A 17,379-nucleotide genomic window follows, 5' to 3' on the forward strand; every position below is an offset into this window, starting at 1 on the left:
GCCGTGAAATAGCTGACACCCGGCTGGTGCCGGGCGACAGCAAAACCTGCAGAAATTAGAGGCTAATACAAAATTCCGATTTCGAAATTCCCAATTCCGAAATCAAATAGATACATTTGTATTATGCCTTATAAAGAACGTGAAATAAGCAAGATGTACTACACCATGGGCGAGGTATCGGCCATGTTTGATGTAAATCAATCGCTTATACGTTTTTACGAAAAGGAGTTCGATGTACTGCAGCCCAAGAAAAACAAAAAGGGCAACCGCTATTTTACCCCCGAGGATATTGAAAATTTCAAGATCATCTTCCACCTAATCCGCGATAAAGGCTACACCCTGAACGGCGCCAAAGAGCACCTTAAAAACAATATGGGTGATACCAAGGATAATCAGCGCGTTATCGATTCGCTCGAAAACCTCAAAAAATTCCTGCTCGAGGTACGCGACCAGTTGTAATTTTCCACATAAAAACTATCTTTATTTTTATAACCAATTTGGTTAACCTATAAACCATGCTGTCACCTGCAATAACAATTCCGGAATTAAGATATGATCGCTAATCATAAGGGCGAGGTCCCGGTTGTTATTTTACTACTTCCGTTTTTATTAGGTATAAGCATTGGTCTTAGCTTCAGTTCGGGCATGTATTTAATGCCATTAGCTGTTGGGTTTACAAGCCTGCTATTCCTGTTCCTCCTGCTCAATTTTTATTATGCCCGCTTTAAAGTTTACAAAAAGCAATGGTTAGGCGGAATAATCATTCACTTGTTGCTGTTGCTTGCCGGCTGGATAGCTGCTATCAACAATAACGAACTCAATAATCCCATCCATTTCTCCAAACTCCCTGCACAAACACAGCTTGTGCGCATTAATAACGAGCCCCAGCTTAAAAATGGGTTAATCCGTTTTACCGCCAGCGTAATTGCAAACATTAATCAAAAACAGCCGGTTGCGGCAACAGGCACATTGATGATCACTATAAAAGACAGTGCCGCAATGCAATTAAACTATGGCGATGAACTATTGATTCCCGGTAAGTACTCCCCCATTGATCCGCCTTTTAACCCTGCCGAGTTTAACTATAAAAAGTACCTGGCACATCAAAATATTTACTATCAGGAGTTTTTATATCCCGGGCAATATCATTTGGTACAATCAAATACAGGCAACCTTTTCATAGCTAACGCATTGACATTAAGGCGGCAAATGGTTCAGAAACTAAAACAGCAGCTCCATGATCCAAACGCTATTGCAGTAGCCTCTACCCTTATATTAGGCTACAAAGCCGATTTAAGCGAAGATGTGCTGCAGGCTTATTCAAAAACGGGCACTATACATGTATTATCTGTTTCGGGCGCACACGTGGCTATCATTTGGGCTTTACTGACATTTATGCTGGGCTTCCTGAACAGGGTCAAACATGGCCGGCTTATTAAAGCTATCATCATCATTCCTGTCATTTGGTATTATGCTATGCTTACCGGATTTTCACCAGCCGTTTGCAGAGCAGCAGTGATGATCAGCACAGTTATCGTTGGCAAAACGTACAGTAGGTATATCAACAATTTAAATATCCTGGCAGTATCGGCGTTTATACTATTGTTATATAATCCGTTGCTGATAACCGATGTTGGCTTTCAACTGTCATATCTTGCTGTTGCGGGGCTTGTTGTTTTACAGCCTGTGGTTTATACATGGTTTACGATTAACAATAAATGGGTTGACAAACTCTGGGCCTTATGTTCAGTATCGATAGCTGCACAGGTTATTACCTTTCCACTGAGCGCTTTTTATTTTCACCAGTTCCCTGTTTATTTCCTATTTAGTAACCTGTTTATTGTTATTCCTACTGCTGTTATCATGTACAGCGGGATTTCTTATCTTTTGCTACCACAAATTCCCTATATATCCACTGCTCTTGCCTGGATCCTTGAAAAGTCGATCCTGTTGATGAACTATGTGCTGGCCTGGGTTGAGCATTTACCCTTTGCAAGCATTAATAAAATATGGCTTACCGCAACCGAATATCTGCTGCTTTATGCCATTATTATATGTGCGTTTTACTTTTTGTACGATAGAAAAACCTGGCTGTTACGAACGTCGATTGCACTCACACTTTTGTTAGCAGTAAGCATCAGCATAAAACAATATAGATCATACAACACCAACAGCATAGCCTTTTTAAACCTGCGTAAAAACACCGGGATAGTATTTAAAAATGGTAATCATGCTATTGTATTAAGTAATCTGGCTGATACCGATAAAAACTACAATTATTCGATCCGGCCATATCTTGATAGCTGTAAAATAAGTGACGTTGCTTTATATCAACCCAATCAGGATATCCAATCGGGCTTTTTGCGAAAACAGGATAATTTTATCCAATTCCGAACCCAGTCTATAATTATCGTAAACAAGGATTATACGGATACCATATCCCTGAAAAAACGAAAAACTGATTATCTGTATATTACCGGCAATCCTAAAATTCAGCTTGCTATTGTTAATAAAAATCACGAATATCATACCATAATTATTGATGCCACAAACACCCCTAAAACCGTACAGCTTATTGTGGATCAGGCCCATGCCCTGCATACAAATTATGTGGTTTTAAAACGTAACAAATCGTTCGTGGCAGCATCTAATTGAAAAACATATTAAACTACATACCTTAAAATTTGTCTTTTAATTAATAAAAGTCAATTTTGTATTAAATCAAACTCAAAACATGAACATTAAAATTTTCAACGTTGCCTTAGGCCTTGCCCTTACCGCAACAGCTATCAGCGCAAATGCTCAAAAAGCTTACAAAGAGGGTGTGGTAACTATCTCAACTGCTATGCAGGGACAACAGGTTGAAGCTAAAAGTTATTTCCGTGCCGATTCTGCCGCTATGCAATTTACTACCGGCCCGGCTACTATTAAAATATTAACTGATGCTGATGGTAAATCATTGGTTGTAATGGTTGATGTACCTGTTGCATCTATCAAAAAAGCAGCAGTTGCAACTCCTGATGAGGTTGACCAGGCCATGGCGTCGTTGCCTACCCTTACTTTTGCTCCGGGCACCGAAACCAAAGTAATTTCGGGCTTTAACTGCAAAAAAGTAGTAGCTACAGATGCAAAAGCTAACAAAACTTATGATATCTGGGTAACTAACGATGTTACTGTACCTGTAACTGCTATTGCTAAATACTACCGTAGTGTTGGTGGCTTCCCGGTACAATACACCTCATTTTCACAAGGCCAAAGCACTGAGGTTACCGTTAAAAGCATAACTGAGCAAAAAAATCCGGCAGGCACATTTGGTATCCCCGCTGATTTTGAAAAGATTACCCTGGATGACCTGAAAGCTATGAGTGGCGGCAGGTAATCAAAATATTTCATTAACAATTCATTAAAGGTTCCTTAACATTGTAGCAAAATACTATTTTTGTTACCCCAATGTTAAGGAACCTTTTTAGCTTTTTCAGATTTTTCGTCTTTTGGCTCGTCTTCTTCGCTATCACGAGGGCTACGTTTGAGATCTATTTTCTGCACAAGCTAAACGGCGCCAAAATTGGCGAAATCCTGCAAACTTTTTTCTGGGGTTTAAGGCTTGATATTTCGGCAACTGCCTATATCTGTATCATTCCAATTCTTGTATTTGCCATTAACTGGTTTATTCCCAGCGTCCAAATAAAGCCCATCTGGCTCAAATCATATGTTTGGTTCTGTCTTTTTTGCATCTCTTTAAACACCGTACTCAACTTCAATATTTTCCGCGAGTGGGGCACAAAAGTTAGCTTCCGGGTATTTACTTCATTTTATCACGCTCCTTCAGAAGCCATAGCATCAAGTGGTTCATCGCCTGTTGGTAAATGTATTTTTATTGGACTTGCATTATTGGCAACAGGTGGCATATTGTCACATTTTATTATCAACTACCAATTTAAAAAGCCTTATGCCCGGCCAAGCCTCAAAGTTTCGCTTACTACATTATTGCTATTTGTGAATTTTGTGCTGATGCGGGGCGGTTTGCAAGCTAAGCCGGTAAGCCAGAACTCTGCTTATTTTTCCGAAAAACAGATTCTGAACCAAAGTGCCCTCAATACCGAATGGAACCTGTTTAATAACGTATTTGAAAATTTGCGACCGCTTTATAACCCTTATTTGTATGACCGTCCGGATGAAGCTGCAAAAACTGTTGAAGAATTATACAACGTTAAAAACAATTCAACAGAACAAATCCTTACCACCAGCCGTCCCAATGTGGTAATTATCCAAATGGAAAGCTATACTGCCGACCTGATCGAATCATTAGGCGGGGATAAAGGCGTGGCTCCAAACTTTGAAAAATTCATTAATAACGGCCTGTTCTTTAATAACATTTATGCCGCCGGCGATCGTACCGATAAAGGTATTGTGGCCCTCATGAGCGGCTTCCCGTCGCAGGCTATCCGTACCATTATCAGCGATACCGTTAAACATAAAAAACTTCCGGCTATATCGACATCGTTTAAAGACGCAGGCTATGAAACGGCCTATTTTTATGGCGGTAAAAGTAATTACATGAACTTTGATAAGTTCATGACTTCGCATAATATCGATCATATTGTTGATGAAGCCAGCTTTGACAATAGTCATGTAAAAACACAATGGGGCGTTTATGATGATGACCTGCTTACCCAAAATTTGCAATATTCGGCCAGGCAGAAGCAGCCTTTCTTCAATTATGTGCAAACATCAAGCAATCATGAGCCATTTACGTTACCGGTAAAGCACCACTTTGCCGATGACGCCACCGGTGACCCCGCTAACAAATTCAGGAGCACGGCCTATTTCACTGATTCATGTCTCAACGCCTATTTTGAACATGCTAAAAAGCAAAGCTGGTATAAAAACACGCTGTTTATTTTAGTAGCCGATCACGGTCACCGCCTACCCCGTAATACCGCTGAAGCTTACGATCCGGCCAAATACCACATTCCATTGTTGTTTTTTGGAGAAGTGATCAAACCAGAATACCGCGGCAAAAAGATCAGTAAACTTGGCGGGCAAACTGATCTTGCAGCGACGCTGCTGTCGCAATTGGACATGCCGCACAACCAGTTTAAATGGTCGAAAGATTTATTAAACCCCGCCACTAAAGACTTTGCTTTTTTTGATTGGGATAACGGTTTCGGTTTTATGCAACCGGGACAGGCTGTATCATATGATAACTCCGGCCGTACTATGATCTACAACAGCAAGCCAAATGCCGATGAAAAAAACACCGAAGCTGCACTTACCTATGGTAAGGCTTATTTGCAGCAGGTGTTTACGGAGTATATGGGGTATTGAGTGGTAATTAGGAGATTTCAGTATATTTAAAAATATGACTACTGTAAACTATCAATATATCACAGACAATACCGGTAAAAGGCTGTTTGTAATTATACCCATAGCCGACTATGAAAAACTCATGACGAAGCTGGACGAATTGGAAGATATCCGGTTATATGATGAGGCAAAAGCCACCAATGAATCATCCATAACGGCAGAGGAGGTATTCAGAATTATTGATAGTAATCGAAATAACAAATAATCACAAGTCCTCAGCCCACAATCAACCGCACAAGACTTGCGCTATGATGGATTTGGGTCATCGAAAAAACATTTACGATTAACAAAAAAGACGCATACAATGCGTCTCTACAAAGTCATTTCCAAAAAATCAGCGAAATCAACGTAATCAAAAAAATCAACGGTCGATTTCCCTACCCAACTGCTCAACCCATTGATTAAACAGCTTGGTTTCAAATTCAACCGCTTTTTGAGCGTGCAGTTCCCATTGCGGCGAGAAATGCTGCAATTGGTTAATCATCTCTTCCAGGTGGCCTTCTTCTTCTAAAATAATCGATTTTACGTTTACTTTACTGCCTGCCTCATCAAGGGCATCCTGATAAATAGGGTAAAGTTCATCAGCACGGACTTCAATGGCATAAGTAACCAGCAGGTAGGCTGCAAACCGCAACTCTGCACCTTTCAGGTTCAGTTCTGTTTTTAAATAACGGCAAACATCAACATCCAGCTGGTTTAAGTAGTATTTGCTTGAGCCAGGAGCCAACAGGTATTCAGCTGCATAAGTTGGCAGCGTTACACCAGTTTTTTCCAATTGTTTTTTGAGGTAGAAGGCATGACGGTGCTCTTCTGCAGCGTGCTTCAATATGATGTAAGTAACGGTAAGCGGGTCTTCGCTTGCTGAAATTTTGCGCGCGCCGGTATTTTCCATCAATGACAATGTATTTAACCAGCGTGAGTGCAGTTCATTATCGGCTATTATAGTAGGTAGTATTTTGTTCAGCATAATTTATAATTCTTCAAGAGCTTGCTCAATTTTGCCGTAAACATAATTGAGTTGCTCATTAGTAATGCAATATGGCGGTAAAATATAAATAACGTTCCCTAAGGGGCGCAATATGATCCCCGCGGCTAAAAAATAATGGTACAACTTATCCCTCAACGAGCTGAAATAAGATGTATTATCACCCGTTTCCCATTCCATAGCTACTATCGTGCCCGTTTGCCTTACAGTTTTTATTTTAGGGTGATTGCGGATCTTATCAGCAAAAGCCGTATGGGCAGCTTTGATCCTGGCAATGTTCTCCGTTGTTTCGGGCTGTTGAAACAGATCAAGACTGGCCAGCGCCGAAGCACAAGCTATCGGGTTAGCCGTAAATGAATGCCCGTGGAAAAGAGTCTTCAATTTATCGTCGGATAAAAAGGCGTCATAAATTTGCTGTGTACAGGTAGTTAAGCCTAAAGCCATGGTACCGCCGGTAAGCCCTTTTGAGAAACACATGATATCCGGCTCTATATCCACATGATTTGTAGCGAAAGGTTTACCTGTACGCCCGAAACCCGTAAACACCTCGTCAGCAATCAGCATCACCTCTTCCTCACGGCAATGAGTCATCAGCTCATTTAAATATTCAGCCTCATACATGATCATGCCTGCTGAACCCTGCACCAGTGGCTCAAAAATAAAGCAGGCGGTTTGAGATTTGAGAGCTGAGATCTGAGATTTGAGACTTTCGATATTTTCCTTGTTGGGTATATCGATGAACTCCACCTCAAATAATAAGCTATCAAAAGCTTTGGTAAATGCGCTTCTGCCGCTTACCGCCATTGCACCAAAGGTATCGCCATGGTAAGCGTTATTAAAAGCGATGATCTTAGTACGCTGATCGCCTTTATTAAGCCAGTATTGCAGGCACATTTTTATGGCTACTTCAACAGCGGTTGAACCATTATCTGAGTAAAAAGCTTTCTTTTGATTTGGTGGCAAAATTGCCAGCAGGCGTTCGGCCAGTTCAACGGCCCCCTCGTGGGTAAAACCGGCAAATATCACGTGCTCCAGTTTATGAAGCTGCTCTGATACCTTCTTCGCAATGTAGGGATGAGCATGCCCGTGGATATTTACCCACCATGATGATACCGCGTCAATGTATTGTTTGCCTTCTTCGTCAAATAGCAGCGCCCCTTCCCCGCGCACAATACCTATCGGTGGCTGCGCGGTTTTCATTTGGGTATAAGGATGCCATATTACCTGTAAATCCCTTTCGGTAAGGTTCATAGTTCGTTTTGCAAAAGTTCAACCACACGTTTATCTGTCGGAAATTCAAAATCGGCAGTGCTTAACGCGGTAAGCGGTACCCATCTAAAAGCCTGCAGCACTTCTCCTTCCCCATCAAAATCAAAAGCTACAGTTTTGATATTTAAATTAACCGGTGTAAGGCTTTTCACCATATAATACACACTGATAACCTGCGAATTATTAAAGGCCGATTTTACCGCAAAATCGGTAGTATAAAAATGACTCACCACCTCAACTTCCAGGTTACACTCTTCCATAAACTCACGTTTAAGGCCATCAATCAGGCCTTCACCCAGTTCAAGGCCACCACCCGGAAATTTTGAAAAGCGTATACCATATTCCTGTTCGTCGCTTATCAGCACTTCATCATCATCATTCAGCAGCAGGCCGTAAACCCTTACATTAAAATATTCCATTATTCAAAGTGTTTTTTATTACGTACAACCTTTTCCAATGTCCAGGCTATGGTTTCGGTTTGTGCTTCCGACCGGATAGGGCAATTGGGCATGCTACAGTAGTGGCAGCAATCAGGCAAACAAGGATCGGCATGAATAAAAAGCTCTGTTTTAATACCCATATCCTTGTTGATCATCTTATCAACCATTGATATTTCGGTGTGTACAGTGTTCAAGTCAAAATAACTTGGAAGGGTCATATGGCAATCGATATGCAGTTCATGCCCATATTTCTGCGCACGAAGGTTATGCACATCAATCCAGGCCTCACGACGTTTTTCGCTTAAAACGTGTATAATATCAGTCACCACCTGAAAATCGGCCTCATCCATTAATCCCCCTACCGATTTACGCACCAATTTATAACTGCTGTAAACTATATATAGGCCCACCAATATGGAGAGCACGCTATCCAACCATAAAATTCTTGTAAATTCAATCAATAATAAACCAACCACCAGGCCACCACTTGTAACTGTATCGGCCAGTAAATGGCGGCCGTCGGCATCAAGTGTTATAGAACGAAGCTCTTTGCCTTTACGGATCATGTAATAGCCCAGGGCACCATTAATAGCACCGGTAATACCTATTATAATAGCACCGGTAAATAAATCATGGATGATATTAGGAAAGAACAGGCTATAAACTGATTTTACAATAATGATACACCCGGCGATACCAATCAGCGATCCTTCAATAAAAACAGAAAAGAACTCCACCTTACCGTGTCCGTAAGGGTGGTTTTCGTCACGCGGAAGGGCCGACAGGTAGATGCTGTAAAAAGCAAATGAACTTGCTATTACGTTTACGATGCTTTCGGCAGCATCGGTTAATACAAAATTGGAAGCTGTTAAAAAGTAGGCGCCAAATTTCGCCAGCATCAGCACTATCCCCGTTATCAGCGAAATTAAGATGATCCTTTTTTGTTGATTCAAAGCAAGGTGGTATTAGGCCGCAAATTTAAAAAATAACAACCGTAAGTAGCAGTAAAGTTATTTTCTATATTTGCCGCGATAACACAATTTATATGAGCGCATTAAGTACCCGGATACAAAACCTATCCGAATCTGCAACAATTAAAATGGCCAAACTGGGCCGTGAACTTGCCGCTAAAGGTGTCGACGTGATCAGCCTTAGCTTTGGCGAACCTGATTTTCATACCCCTGAACACATCAAGGAAGCTGCCAAGCAGGCCATGGACAAGAATTTCACCTACTACACACCTGTAGCAGGCTACCCTGACCTTCGTAAAGCCGTTGTTACAAAGCTGAAGAACGAGAACAATCTTGATTATGATGCTACCGACATAGTTGTTTCAACAGGTGCCAAACAGGCTATCGCTAACGCGGTATTGTGTTTGGTTAACCCCGGCGAAGAGGTGATCATCCCTACTCCTTACTGGGTTTCATATAGCGAAGTGGTTAAGCTTGCCGAAGGAAAAAGCGTTTTCATCAACACTACTGTTGATACCAACTTTAAAATTACCCCTGAACAGTTGGAGGCCGCAATTACTCCGCAAACTAAATTGTTCATGTTTTCATCACCTTGCAATCCTACAGGAAGCGTTTACAGCAAAGATGAGCTTGAAGGTTTAGCTAAAGTATTTGAAAAATATCCACAGGTTTATATCCTGAGCGACGAGATTTACGAGCATATCAACTTTGTTGACAAGCATGAATCTATCGCACAATTTGATTATATCAAAGATCGCGTGGTGATCATCAACGGTTGGTCTAAAGCTTTTGCTATGACCGGTTGGAGGATTGGTTACACTGCCAGCACCAAAGAACTTGCCGCTGCTTTTGATAAAATGCAGGGCCAGGTAACTTCAGGTACCTGTTCTATCACCCAGCGTGCTGGTATTGCCGCTTACGAAGGTGGCTTGGAAAGCGTACTTGAAATGCGTGCTGCATTTAAAAAACGCCGCGATATCGTTTACAAATTATTGAGCGAGATTGATGGTATTAAAGTAAACCTGCCCGATGGTGCATTCTACTTTTTCCCTAACGTAACTTCGTTCTTCGGTAAAAGCTATGAAGGTCGTGTGATCAATGATTCAGACGATTTAAGCTTATACCTGCTTGAAGAAGGCCACGTTGCCACTGTAGGCGGTGATTCATTCGGCGATCCGTCTTCTATCCGCTTATCATACGCTGCTGCTGAAGATAAACTGATTGAAGCCATGAGAAGATTAAAAGAAGCACTGGGTAAACTGGCGTAATCTGAACCGGGAATTTGTCTGAACCCGAATTTATAGAATTAAAGAATTAACAGAATGCTAAGCAATTCAAAAAATTCTTTTATTCGTTTAATTCGAGTTCAGACAACAAATCCGGTAAATCTCCTAAATCCCGATTCAGAAATAAAAAAATCCCCTTACCGTTGGCAAGAGGATTTTTTGGTGTAATTTATTAGCGTTCAAGATACTTCTGATTTTTTATAATCAGGGCAATCCTGAAATCCTAAAAATCATGGTCCTATTAGCTTACAACCCAAAGCCATACGCTAAACGTACGCCTACTAAACCATAGTTATTGCTTTGGCCCGAAAAGTTTTCATAACGTACACCAATATCCCATGATTTAGTTGCATAGCCCAAACCCGGAGAAAGGATAAGTTTAGTGTCTTTCTCCCCCCCTGCTACCGGTGGGTGAACTTCAAATCCGGCACCTGCCTCACCTGAAAAATAAAATCCATCACCAACAAACGCTTTGATACCGGCTTTTACAGGGATCATACCTAATGATCTGCCTTTAACAGTTACTGTGGTTGTTGATGTTGCATCAGAAAAACTTGAACTATAGGTTTTACCAAAAAAGTTGTAATAACCAGAAGTCAAGGTAAGGGCTACATTGTTATTTACGCCGTATTGCAAACGTGCAGTACCGCCTAATTCAAAATTTGAAATGTCATGTGCATTGCCAGTAGGAATACCTGCTTCTAAACCAATTCCAAAACGAAGCGCGTTAGCGGGTGTAGTTTGAGCTTTTACATTTGTTCCGATAAAGATAGCTGCCGCAGTAAACGCCGAAGCTATCATTTTAGTCATTGTTTTCATAGTTGTGTTTTTTAGTCAAATTCTACAATGTTCATTTTTAATTTTTCATTGTATTAACCCCTACTTAACAAATACTTTGCCAGTATTGGCATCATTGACCATTGCAGATATTGTTTTAACTACTAAAACAAATGCGATTAATCCAATCCTCAGTGACTTAATAATTGAAAATCAGCACTGTTTTAAGGAATAAAAACCTCCATAAACACCGCGAATTTATCGGGGCACATTATTAGAAATCCGTTAAAAACTGCCCTGCTTATACCTCAAAAGTGTATACAAACACGAAATTTCGACGCCGTAAACAGTTGAATTACGAAGTATACGAGCGTACCAAAACCGATGTAAAACAAAAAAAGAGGTGCTTACGCTCCTCTTTTTACAAAATTCAAACAATATGATTATGCCTCCGGCCCATGCTTTTTAGGGTCATAATTTTTTTCAAGCTCAGCCAGTTTTTCTTTACCGTAGGCCATTTTGGTGATCAGGTAAAACAAAACCGGTACTATAAATATAGCTAACGACGTAGCGGTAAGCATCCCTCCAAACACCGTCCAGCCTATGGTTTTACGTGCTTCAGCACCAGCGCCCGATGCTATCATCAGTGGCACTACACCTAATATAAAAGCCATCGATGTCATGATGATCGGCCTTAAACGTAAACGTACTGCCTCAAGTGTAGCCTTCTCCAGTTCCATACCTGCATCCACACGTTCTTTGGCAAACTCCACAATCAGGATGGCGTTTTTGGCTGCCAAACCTATCAACGTTATCAAACCGATCTGGGCATAAACGTTATTGGTCAAGCCATCAAAAAAAGACAGGAATAAGATGGCGCCAAAAGCGCCCAACGGTACCGATAATAGCACAGAGAACGGTACCGACCAGCTTTCGTACAAAGCGGCCAGGAACAGGAATACGAAACCTATTGACAATGCAAAGATGTATACCGTTTTTGAACCGGATAATAATTCCTCACGGCTCAGGCCCGAAAACTCGTAACCGTAACCTTGCGGCAGTACCTGTGCAGCTGTTTCTTTCAAAGCGGTAATGGCGTCACCACTACTATATCCCGGCTTGGTACTACCGTTAATCTCGGCCGAACGGAACAGGTTATAGTGCGATATCAATGGCGAGTTCTCAATTACCTTATAGGATGTAAGTGTGCTCAACGGCACCATGGCCCCCGATGAATTACGCACAAAATATTGCCCTATGTTTTGTACGTTGGTACGATAGCTTGTATCGGCCTGGGCCACCACCCTGAAGTTACGGCCATAAATGGTAAAGTCATTGATATAGGTACTGCCCAAATAAGTTTGCAGCGCGTTGTTCACATCAGATATGGCCACGCCGAGCTTTTTAGATTTTTCCCTGTCGATAGTTAACTGGTAAGCTGGTGTACTGGCGGTAAAGAACGAGAAGGCCCTTGCTATCTCTTTACGCTGGTTGATTGCGCCAAGGAAGGTTCGGAGCGTTTTCTCAAATACCTTGATATCGCCTCCGGCTTGTTTCTCTTCCAATATAAACGAGAAACCACCTGTACTACCTAAACCCGGGATTGCCGGTGGTTGAATTACCACCACGTTAGCCTCCTTGTACTTACCGAGCTTTTGGTTTAACCTTGCAACGAGGGCTGTTATCTGCTGCGATTTCTCCTTACGTTCATCCCAAGGTTTAAGCTGCACAAATATGGTTGCACTGTTTGATTTACTTGCGAAGCTGATAGCATTCAAACCACCCAATGCCGCGTAGTGAGCTATCTCGGGTACGCTATCAAGTGTCCTCATCATATTATGTAACACATCAACAGTACGACCGGTTGACGATGCCTCGGGTAAATCAAAAGTGATATACACACGGCCATCATCTTCCAGCGGAATAAAGCCCGATGGCTTGCTTCTAAATAAAAGTATCGCACCTATAATGATACACACCAGTAAAATGATCACATACTTCGAGTTCTTAATACTTTTATCAACTGTGTTCCTGTATTTACCGGTTACGCGGGTAAACCAGGTATTGAATTTAAAGAAGAACTTATTTAAGCCGCCCGAGTTTTCATCTATCTTATGCGGTTTCAATAAAAGCGTACACAATGCAGGCGTTAATGACAGCGCCACAAAAGCCGAAATCAATACAGATATGGCGATGGTGATCGCAAATTGTTGATACAATCGCCCTACTATACCCGGCACAAAGCCTACCGGCACAAACACCGCCGCAAGGATCAGCGCAATAGCTATTACCGGTGCCGAGATATCGGCCATAGCGTGCTGGGTGGCTTCTTTAGGCGTCATGCCCTCTTCATCCATGTAATGCTGCACAGCTTCCACCACCACAATAGCGTCATCCACCACAATACCGATGGCGAGTACGAAACCAAACAGTGTTAACGTATTAATGGTAAAATTGAGCGGAATAAAGAAGATGAACGTACCAATAATAGATACCGGAATAGCCAGTACTGGAATAAGGGTGGTACGCCAGCTTTGTAAAAACAGGAATACTACCAAAATAACCAAAGCCAGGGCAATAACCAATGTATCAATCACCTCGCTTACTGATACCTTTACCACGGTTATAGCTTCAAAAGGTACAACATAGTCTATATCTTTAGGAAAGCTCTTTTTAAGCTCCTCCATGGTGGCATAAACATTATCGGCAGTTTCAAGCGAGTTACTGTTCGGGGCCTGGTATACCAGCAGATATGAAGCACGTTTACCATCAACAAATGAATTACCGGAGTAGTTGAATTTTCCCAGATCAATCCGGGCAACATCTTTAAGGTGCACTACGCCACCATTGTTAGGCTGGGTTTTAACAACCACGTTACCAAACTCTTCCGGCTTTTCTAAACGACCTTTTACAATTACCGAATATTCAAATGTTTGTCCCTTTAATTGTGGCGTAGCACCTACCGTACCGGCTGCCACCTGCGCGTTTTGCTCCTGCAGGGCACTGGTTACGTCGGCAGCGCTCATGCCTAAAGCAGCAAGCTTATCAGGGTTAAGCCAGATCCGCATGCTAAAGTCGTCGGCCCGTGTAACAACGTCGCCCACACCTTTGGTACGCAAAATAGCGTCCTTTATAAATACGTTGGTATAGTTATCGGTAAAAGTAACATCGTGGGTGCCTTTGGGGCTAAACATAGCCACCAGCATCAGGATACTTGGGTTACGTTTACGTACCACCATACCCAAACGCTGTACTTCCTGCGGCAAGGTTGGCAGGGCAATGCCCACGCGGTTCTGCACATCGAGCGCCGCGATATTGATATCAGTGCCAACGTCAAAGTTAACGGTCATGCTCATTTGCCCGTTGCTGCTACTGTTACTTTGCAGGTAGGTCATGCCCGGTACACCGTTTACCTGCACCTCAACCGGCGTGGCTACGGTTTGCTCAACCGTTAGCGCGTCAGCACCAACGTAGTTACCGCTAACAGAAACGGTTGGCGGGGTAATATCGGGGTACTGGCCTATTGGCAGGCTGGATATTGACAGTATCCCCACTATCAATATCACCAGGGATATTACAATGGCGGTAACGGGTCGTTTTATAAAAGTATCTGCGATCATTCTTTCTTTATATTAAGTTTTCCGGGGTAGATGTGCCCCTTCTTCGGCTTAAAATTTTCCTGTTGATATAAATCTATTTTTTAGGCGCTGCTCCGGCCGGCGCGGCTGTTCCGGTAGTTACCCTGCCGCCATCGCGCAAACGCTGAAAACCGTCGGTAATCACTTTATCTCCTTGTTTTATACCATCCATCACCACTACATCGCTGTTAATACGCGGTCCTAATTTCACTTTCACCTGTTTTGCAATCGTATCGCGCCTGTCTTTAACAGTTTTATCAGCGGCAGTATCTTTAACCACAGTATCCCTGGTGGCAAATACAAAAAACTCACCCATTTGCTCAGTTACTGCTTTATATGGAATTTGTACCCGCTCGCCCGACTGGCTGTTTAGCACCTGCAAAACGCAGCTCATGCCATCCTTTAGCACATCATCCTCATTCGGGAACTGGATCCGCACTTTAATACTACCGGTTTGGTTGCTTACCCCCCTGTCAATTGCCAGCACTTTACCTGTCTTGTTATATTTGCTACCATCGGGCAGTACCAGTTTAAAGGTGCTATCGGTACTTGACTTTTGCAGACCATAAAAGCGGTTGATATCCTGCTCGTTGATCACTACATCGACACCTATAGGGTGCTCAGCAGATATGGTGTTCATTAATGTAGTACCTGCTACAACCTGTGTTCCGAGCCTTACCTGTGATATACCTATGCGCCCGGTAAAAGGTGCAGTAATAGTGGCATATGACAAATCGGTACGGGCAGATTCAAGCGCAGCTTTGGCTACAGCAACCTGGCTTTTATTAGTTTCATAAGCAGCCTGTGCCTGATCTACCGTTTGGCGGGCAATAGCATCGCTTTTCAACAGCATATTATACCTGTCAATGTCTTTTTGCGCTTTAACCAGATTGGCTTCGGCGCTTAATACATTGGCTTTGGCCTGATCAAAAGCTGCCTGGTATTTGCGTTTATCTATTTCATACAATACTTTGCCTTTTTGTACAACATCGCCTTCTTTAAAAAAGATCCCGGTAACAAAACCCGGTACCTGGCTGCGCAGTTCGACAGTATTTACCGAAACTACAAGCCCCTGGTATTTATCATAATATACCGCTTCAGCTGTTTTAGCCTCGGCAAGATATACAGGTGTTGGGGGCATGGCCGCCGGCCCGCCCTTTTGAGGTTTACCGCATGATGCCCATGTTAAAAGTACTGCAGGGGCTAACCAATATATGTATGTATGTTTCATGTAGAAATAGGTTGTTCGTTTGTTGCTGTAGTTTTTGTTTTTATTACGATATTTTATGGTTGCTGAACAGGCAGGATACCCAAAGCTTTCTCCAGATCAATTTTACTGCTTAGCAAATTGAACAAGGCATTGTAATAGCTCAATTCGGCAGTACGCAGATCGGCTTGCGATATTATTACATCGAGGTACGTTTTCACTCCCTCGCGGTATTGCAGGCTTACTACCTTATATACATCCTTTGCAAGGTTCACATTTTCGCGAATAAGCTGGTAGCTGGTGTAATTACTTTTGTACGCGGCCAACGCTTGAGTATACTCGGTATAAATGCTATTTTTTGTGTTGATCAAATCCAGATCAGTACGCTCAACCTGTAGTTTGGCTTTAGCCAGGTTTTGGAGGCGTTTAGTCCCTTGAAAAATTGGTACCGCCAACGTTAGGCCAACATATCCTGTAGGAAACGAACTGTTGTACAGGTCAGAAAAATCGTGACTAAAGTATGCATGCTGATAACTGCCTACTGCCGATAACGAAGGCAAAAAACCAAAACGGTAATAATTTACATTGAGATTGTTGAGTGCCTTTGTTGTCTCCAGCAAACGGTATTCAATGCGGTTATTTACATTCAGCGCCTGCAAAGTATCAATACTGGCTTCCTGTTCATAACGGGTTGAATCATAAGAAAGGCTTAGCTGAGTAGCAGCGCTTACGCCCATAATCTGCTTCAGCAAAGCAGTTTTACTTTTTATCGCCTCTTCCGTTTGTTTACGGGTAGCCAATGAATTATTTAAAGAGATGGTGGCCTGCTTATAATCTGTAGGATCAGATACTCCGGCAGTGTACCTGCTTTTGGCATCTTTCAGGCTTCTTTGTAACCTGACGATATCTTCGTTGGTGATGTCGAGCTGTTTTTCCGAAAGTAAAACATCAAAAAAGGCTTTACTTACATCACTCACTACGTCGATCTGGCTGCTTAAGGTGTTTTGCTTATAATACTCACGTGAGTATTTCTTGGCCCTCGAAGCCAGGAACACATCATTGTTATATAAAACCTGAGATGCCGTAACTCCCAGCGTTGAAAGGTTACGGATGGTACCAGCATTGCTTGGGATATTAGCTCCTGATGCTCCTGCCTGCGGGCTGCCTTTATAATAATAGTTATAAAGCCCCGATCCGTTTACCTGCGGCAGCCAGGCCGACAGGCCTATTTTAATGTCGCGCTCGTTGATCTGCCCATCAATTGAAGCTTGCCTTACTGCTGGTTGGTTACGCAGCGCAAAATCAATAGCCTGTTTTAGCGAAACCGGGCCACTGATGCTATCAGCAGCATTTTGGGCATAACTATTGCTATGTAAACTAAATGTTAAATTAAGTACAATAAGTGCTAAAAAGTACTTGTGTTTTTTCATACGGTAGCT

The 17,379-nt window shown here is 42.3% G+C and carries 14 protein-coding genes; 6 read left to right on the forward strand and 8 right to left on the reverse strand.

Annotated features, from left to right (window positions below):
* Positions 1 to 123: 123 nt before the first annotated feature.
* From AC59JO_RS01250 to AC59JO_RS01270, 5 genes are all read left to right on the forward strand, one after another.
* Entirely contained in the window at positions 124 to 459 is a 336-nt protein-coding gene (locus AC59JO_RS01250) for a MerR family transcriptional regulator (protein WP_114940357.1), read from the forward strand.
* A 93-nt stretch (positions 460 to 552) separates the two neighbouring features.
* Positions 553 to 2,655, forward strand: coding sequence for a ComEC/Rec2 family competence protein (locus AC59JO_RS01255; protein WP_497302854.1), 2,103 nt, complete (start codon positions 553 to 555; stop codon positions 2,653 to 2,655).
* 79 nt (positions 2,656 to 2,734) lie between these two features.
* Entirely contained in the window at positions 2,735 to 3,379 is a 645-nt protein-coding gene (locus AC59JO_RS01260) for a hypothetical protein (RefSeq protein WP_413318087.1), read from the forward strand.
* 71 nt (positions 3,380 to 3,450) lie between these two features.
* On the forward strand, positions 3,451 to 5,328 hold the full coding sequence (locus AC59JO_RS01265) for an LTA synthase family protein (RefSeq protein ID WP_413668816.1): 1,878 nt from the start codon (positions 3,451 to 3,453) through the stop codon (positions 5,326 to 5,328).
* A gap of 34 nt (positions 5,329 to 5,362) precedes the next feature.
* Complete coding sequence (locus AC59JO_RS01270; RefSeq protein ID WP_413668817.1) at positions 5,363 to 5,572, forward strand: RelB antitoxin-like protein; 210 nt, start codon at positions 5,363 to 5,365, stop codon at positions 5,570 to 5,572.
* 156 nt (positions 5,573 to 5,728) lie between these two features.
* On the opposite strand, the gene AC59JO_RS01275 is transcribed toward AC59JO_RS01270, so the two are convergent.
* Genes AC59JO_RS01275 through AC59JO_RS01290 form a run of 4 tightly spaced genes read right to left on the reverse strand, consistent with a single transcriptional unit; the run spans position 5,729 to position 9,014 of the window.
* Positions 5,729 to 6,334 (reverse strand): hypothetical protein, encoded by a 606-nt coding sequence (locus AC59JO_RS01275; protein WP_413668818.1) that lies wholly within the window; start codon positions 6,332 to 6,334, stop codon positions 5,729 to 5,731.
* A 3-nt stretch (positions 6,335 to 6,337) separates the two neighbouring features.
* Complete coding sequence (gene bioA / locus AC59JO_RS01280; RefSeq protein WP_413668819.1) at positions 6,338 to 7,603, reverse strand: adenosylmethionine--8-amino-7-oxononanoate transaminase; 1,266 nt, start codon at positions 7,601 to 7,603, stop codon at positions 6,338 to 6,340.
* Positions 7,600 to 8,040 carry an NUDIX domain-containing protein gene (locus AC59JO_RS01285; RefSeq protein ID WP_413668820.1) on the reverse strand — a complete coding sequence of 147 codons (441 nt, stop codon included), beginning with the start codon at positions 8,038 to 8,040 and terminating at the stop codon, positions 7,600 to 7,602. The genes bioA and AC59JO_RS01285 overlap by 4 nt, the downstream gene beginning before the upstream one ends.
* Positions 8,040 to 9,014, reverse strand: a complete 975-nt coding sequence (locus AC59JO_RS01290) for a cation diffusion facilitator family transporter (protein WP_413668821.1) — start codon at positions 9,012 to 9,014, stop codon at positions 8,040 to 8,042. The genes AC59JO_RS01285 and AC59JO_RS01290 overlap by 1 nt, the downstream gene beginning before the upstream one ends.
* A 92-nt stretch (positions 9,015 to 9,106) precedes the next feature.
* Between AC59JO_RS01290 and AC59JO_RS01295 the strand changes: the two genes are divergently transcribed.
* Positions 9,107 to 10,300, forward strand: a complete 1,194-nt coding sequence (locus AC59JO_RS01295) for a pyridoxal phosphate-dependent aminotransferase (protein ID WP_497302858.1) — start codon at positions 9,107 to 9,109, stop codon at positions 10,298 to 10,300.
* Between the two features lie 264 nt (positions 10,301 to 10,564).
* On the opposite strand, the gene AC59JO_RS01300 is transcribed toward AC59JO_RS01295, so the two are convergent.
* From AC59JO_RS01300 to AC59JO_RS01315, 4 genes are all read right to left on the reverse strand, one after another.
* Positions 10,565 to 11,137: a hypothetical protein gene (locus AC59JO_RS01300; protein ID WP_497302860.1), complete on the reverse strand. Its 573-nt coding sequence runs from the start codon at positions 11,135 to 11,137 to the stop codon at positions 10,565 to 10,567.
* Positions 11,138 to 11,538: 401 nt separating this feature from the next.
* Positions 11,539 to 14,715 carry an efflux RND transporter permease subunit gene (locus tag AC59JO_RS01305; protein ID WP_413668824.1) on the reverse strand — a complete coding sequence of 1,059 codons (3,177 nt, stop codon included), beginning with the start codon at positions 14,713 to 14,715 and terminating at the stop codon, positions 11,539 to 11,541.
* A 73-nt stretch (positions 14,716 to 14,788) separates the two neighbouring features.
* Entirely contained in the window at positions 14,789 to 15,964 is a 1,176-nt protein-coding gene (locus AC59JO_RS01310; protein ID WP_497302862.1) for an efflux RND transporter periplasmic adaptor subunit, read from the reverse strand.
* Between the two features lie 53 nt (positions 15,965 to 16,017).
* Entirely contained in the window at positions 16,018 to 17,370 is a 1,353-nt protein-coding gene (locus tag AC59JO_RS01315; RefSeq protein WP_497302864.1) for a TolC family protein, read from the reverse strand.
* Positions 17,371 to 17,379 lie beyond the last annotated feature (9 nt).

Source organism: Mucilaginibacter sp. A5337 (assembly GCF_059690695.1).

What these genes read in the sequence shown, in the direction of transcription:
- AC59JO_RS01250 (WP_114940357.1), top strand. Translation starts at nt 124, where the DNA reads ATGCCTTATAAAGAACGTGAAATAAGCAAGATGTACTACACCATGGGC.
- AC59JO_RS01255 (WP_497302854.1), top strand. Translation starts at nt 553, where the DNA reads ATGATCGCTAATCATAAGGGCGAGGTCCCGGTTGTTATTTTACTACTT.
- AC59JO_RS01260 (WP_413318087.1), top strand. Translation starts at nt 2,735, where the DNA reads ATGAACATTAAAATTTTCAACGTTGCCTTAGGCCTTGCCCTTACCGCA.
- AC59JO_RS01265 (WP_413668816.1), top strand. Translation starts at nt 3,451, where the DNA reads ATGTTAAGGAACCTTTTTAGCTTTTTCAGATTTTTCGTCTTTTGGCTC.
- AC59JO_RS01270 (WP_413668817.1), top strand. Translation starts at nt 5,363, where the DNA reads ATGACTACTGTAAACTATCAATATATCACAGACAATACCGGTAAAAGG.
- AC59JO_RS01275 (WP_413668818.1), bottom strand. Translation starts at nt 6,334, where the DNA reads ATGCTGAACAAAATACTACCTACTATAATAGCCGATAATGAACTGCAC.
- bioA (WP_413668819.1), bottom strand. Translation starts at nt 7,603, where the DNA reads ATGAACCTTACCGAAAGGGATTTACAGGTAATATGGCATCCTTATACC.
- AC59JO_RS01285 (WP_413668820.1), bottom strand. Translation starts at nt 8,040, where the DNA reads ATGGAATATTTTAATGTAAGGGTTTACGGCCTGCTGCTGAATGATGAT.
- AC59JO_RS01295 (WP_497302858.1), top strand. Translation starts at nt 9,107, where the DNA reads ATGAGCGCATTAAGTACCCGGATACAAAACCTATCCGAATCTGCAACA.
- AC59JO_RS01300 (WP_497302860.1), bottom strand. Translation starts at nt 11,137, where the DNA reads ATGAAAACAATGACTAAAATGATAGCTTCGGCGTTTACTGCGGCAGCT.
- AC59JO_RS01305 (WP_413668824.1), bottom strand. Translation starts at nt 14,715, where the DNA reads ATGATCGCAGATACTTTTATAAAACGACCCGTTACCGCCATTGTAATA.
- AC59JO_RS01310 (WP_497302862.1), bottom strand. Translation starts at nt 15,964, where the DNA reads ATGAAACATACATACATATATTGGTTAGCCCCTGCAGTACTTTTAACA.
- AC59JO_RS01315 (WP_497302864.1), bottom strand. Translation starts at nt 17,370, where the DNA reads ATGAAAAAACACAAGTACTTTTTAGCACTTATTGTACTTAATTTAACA.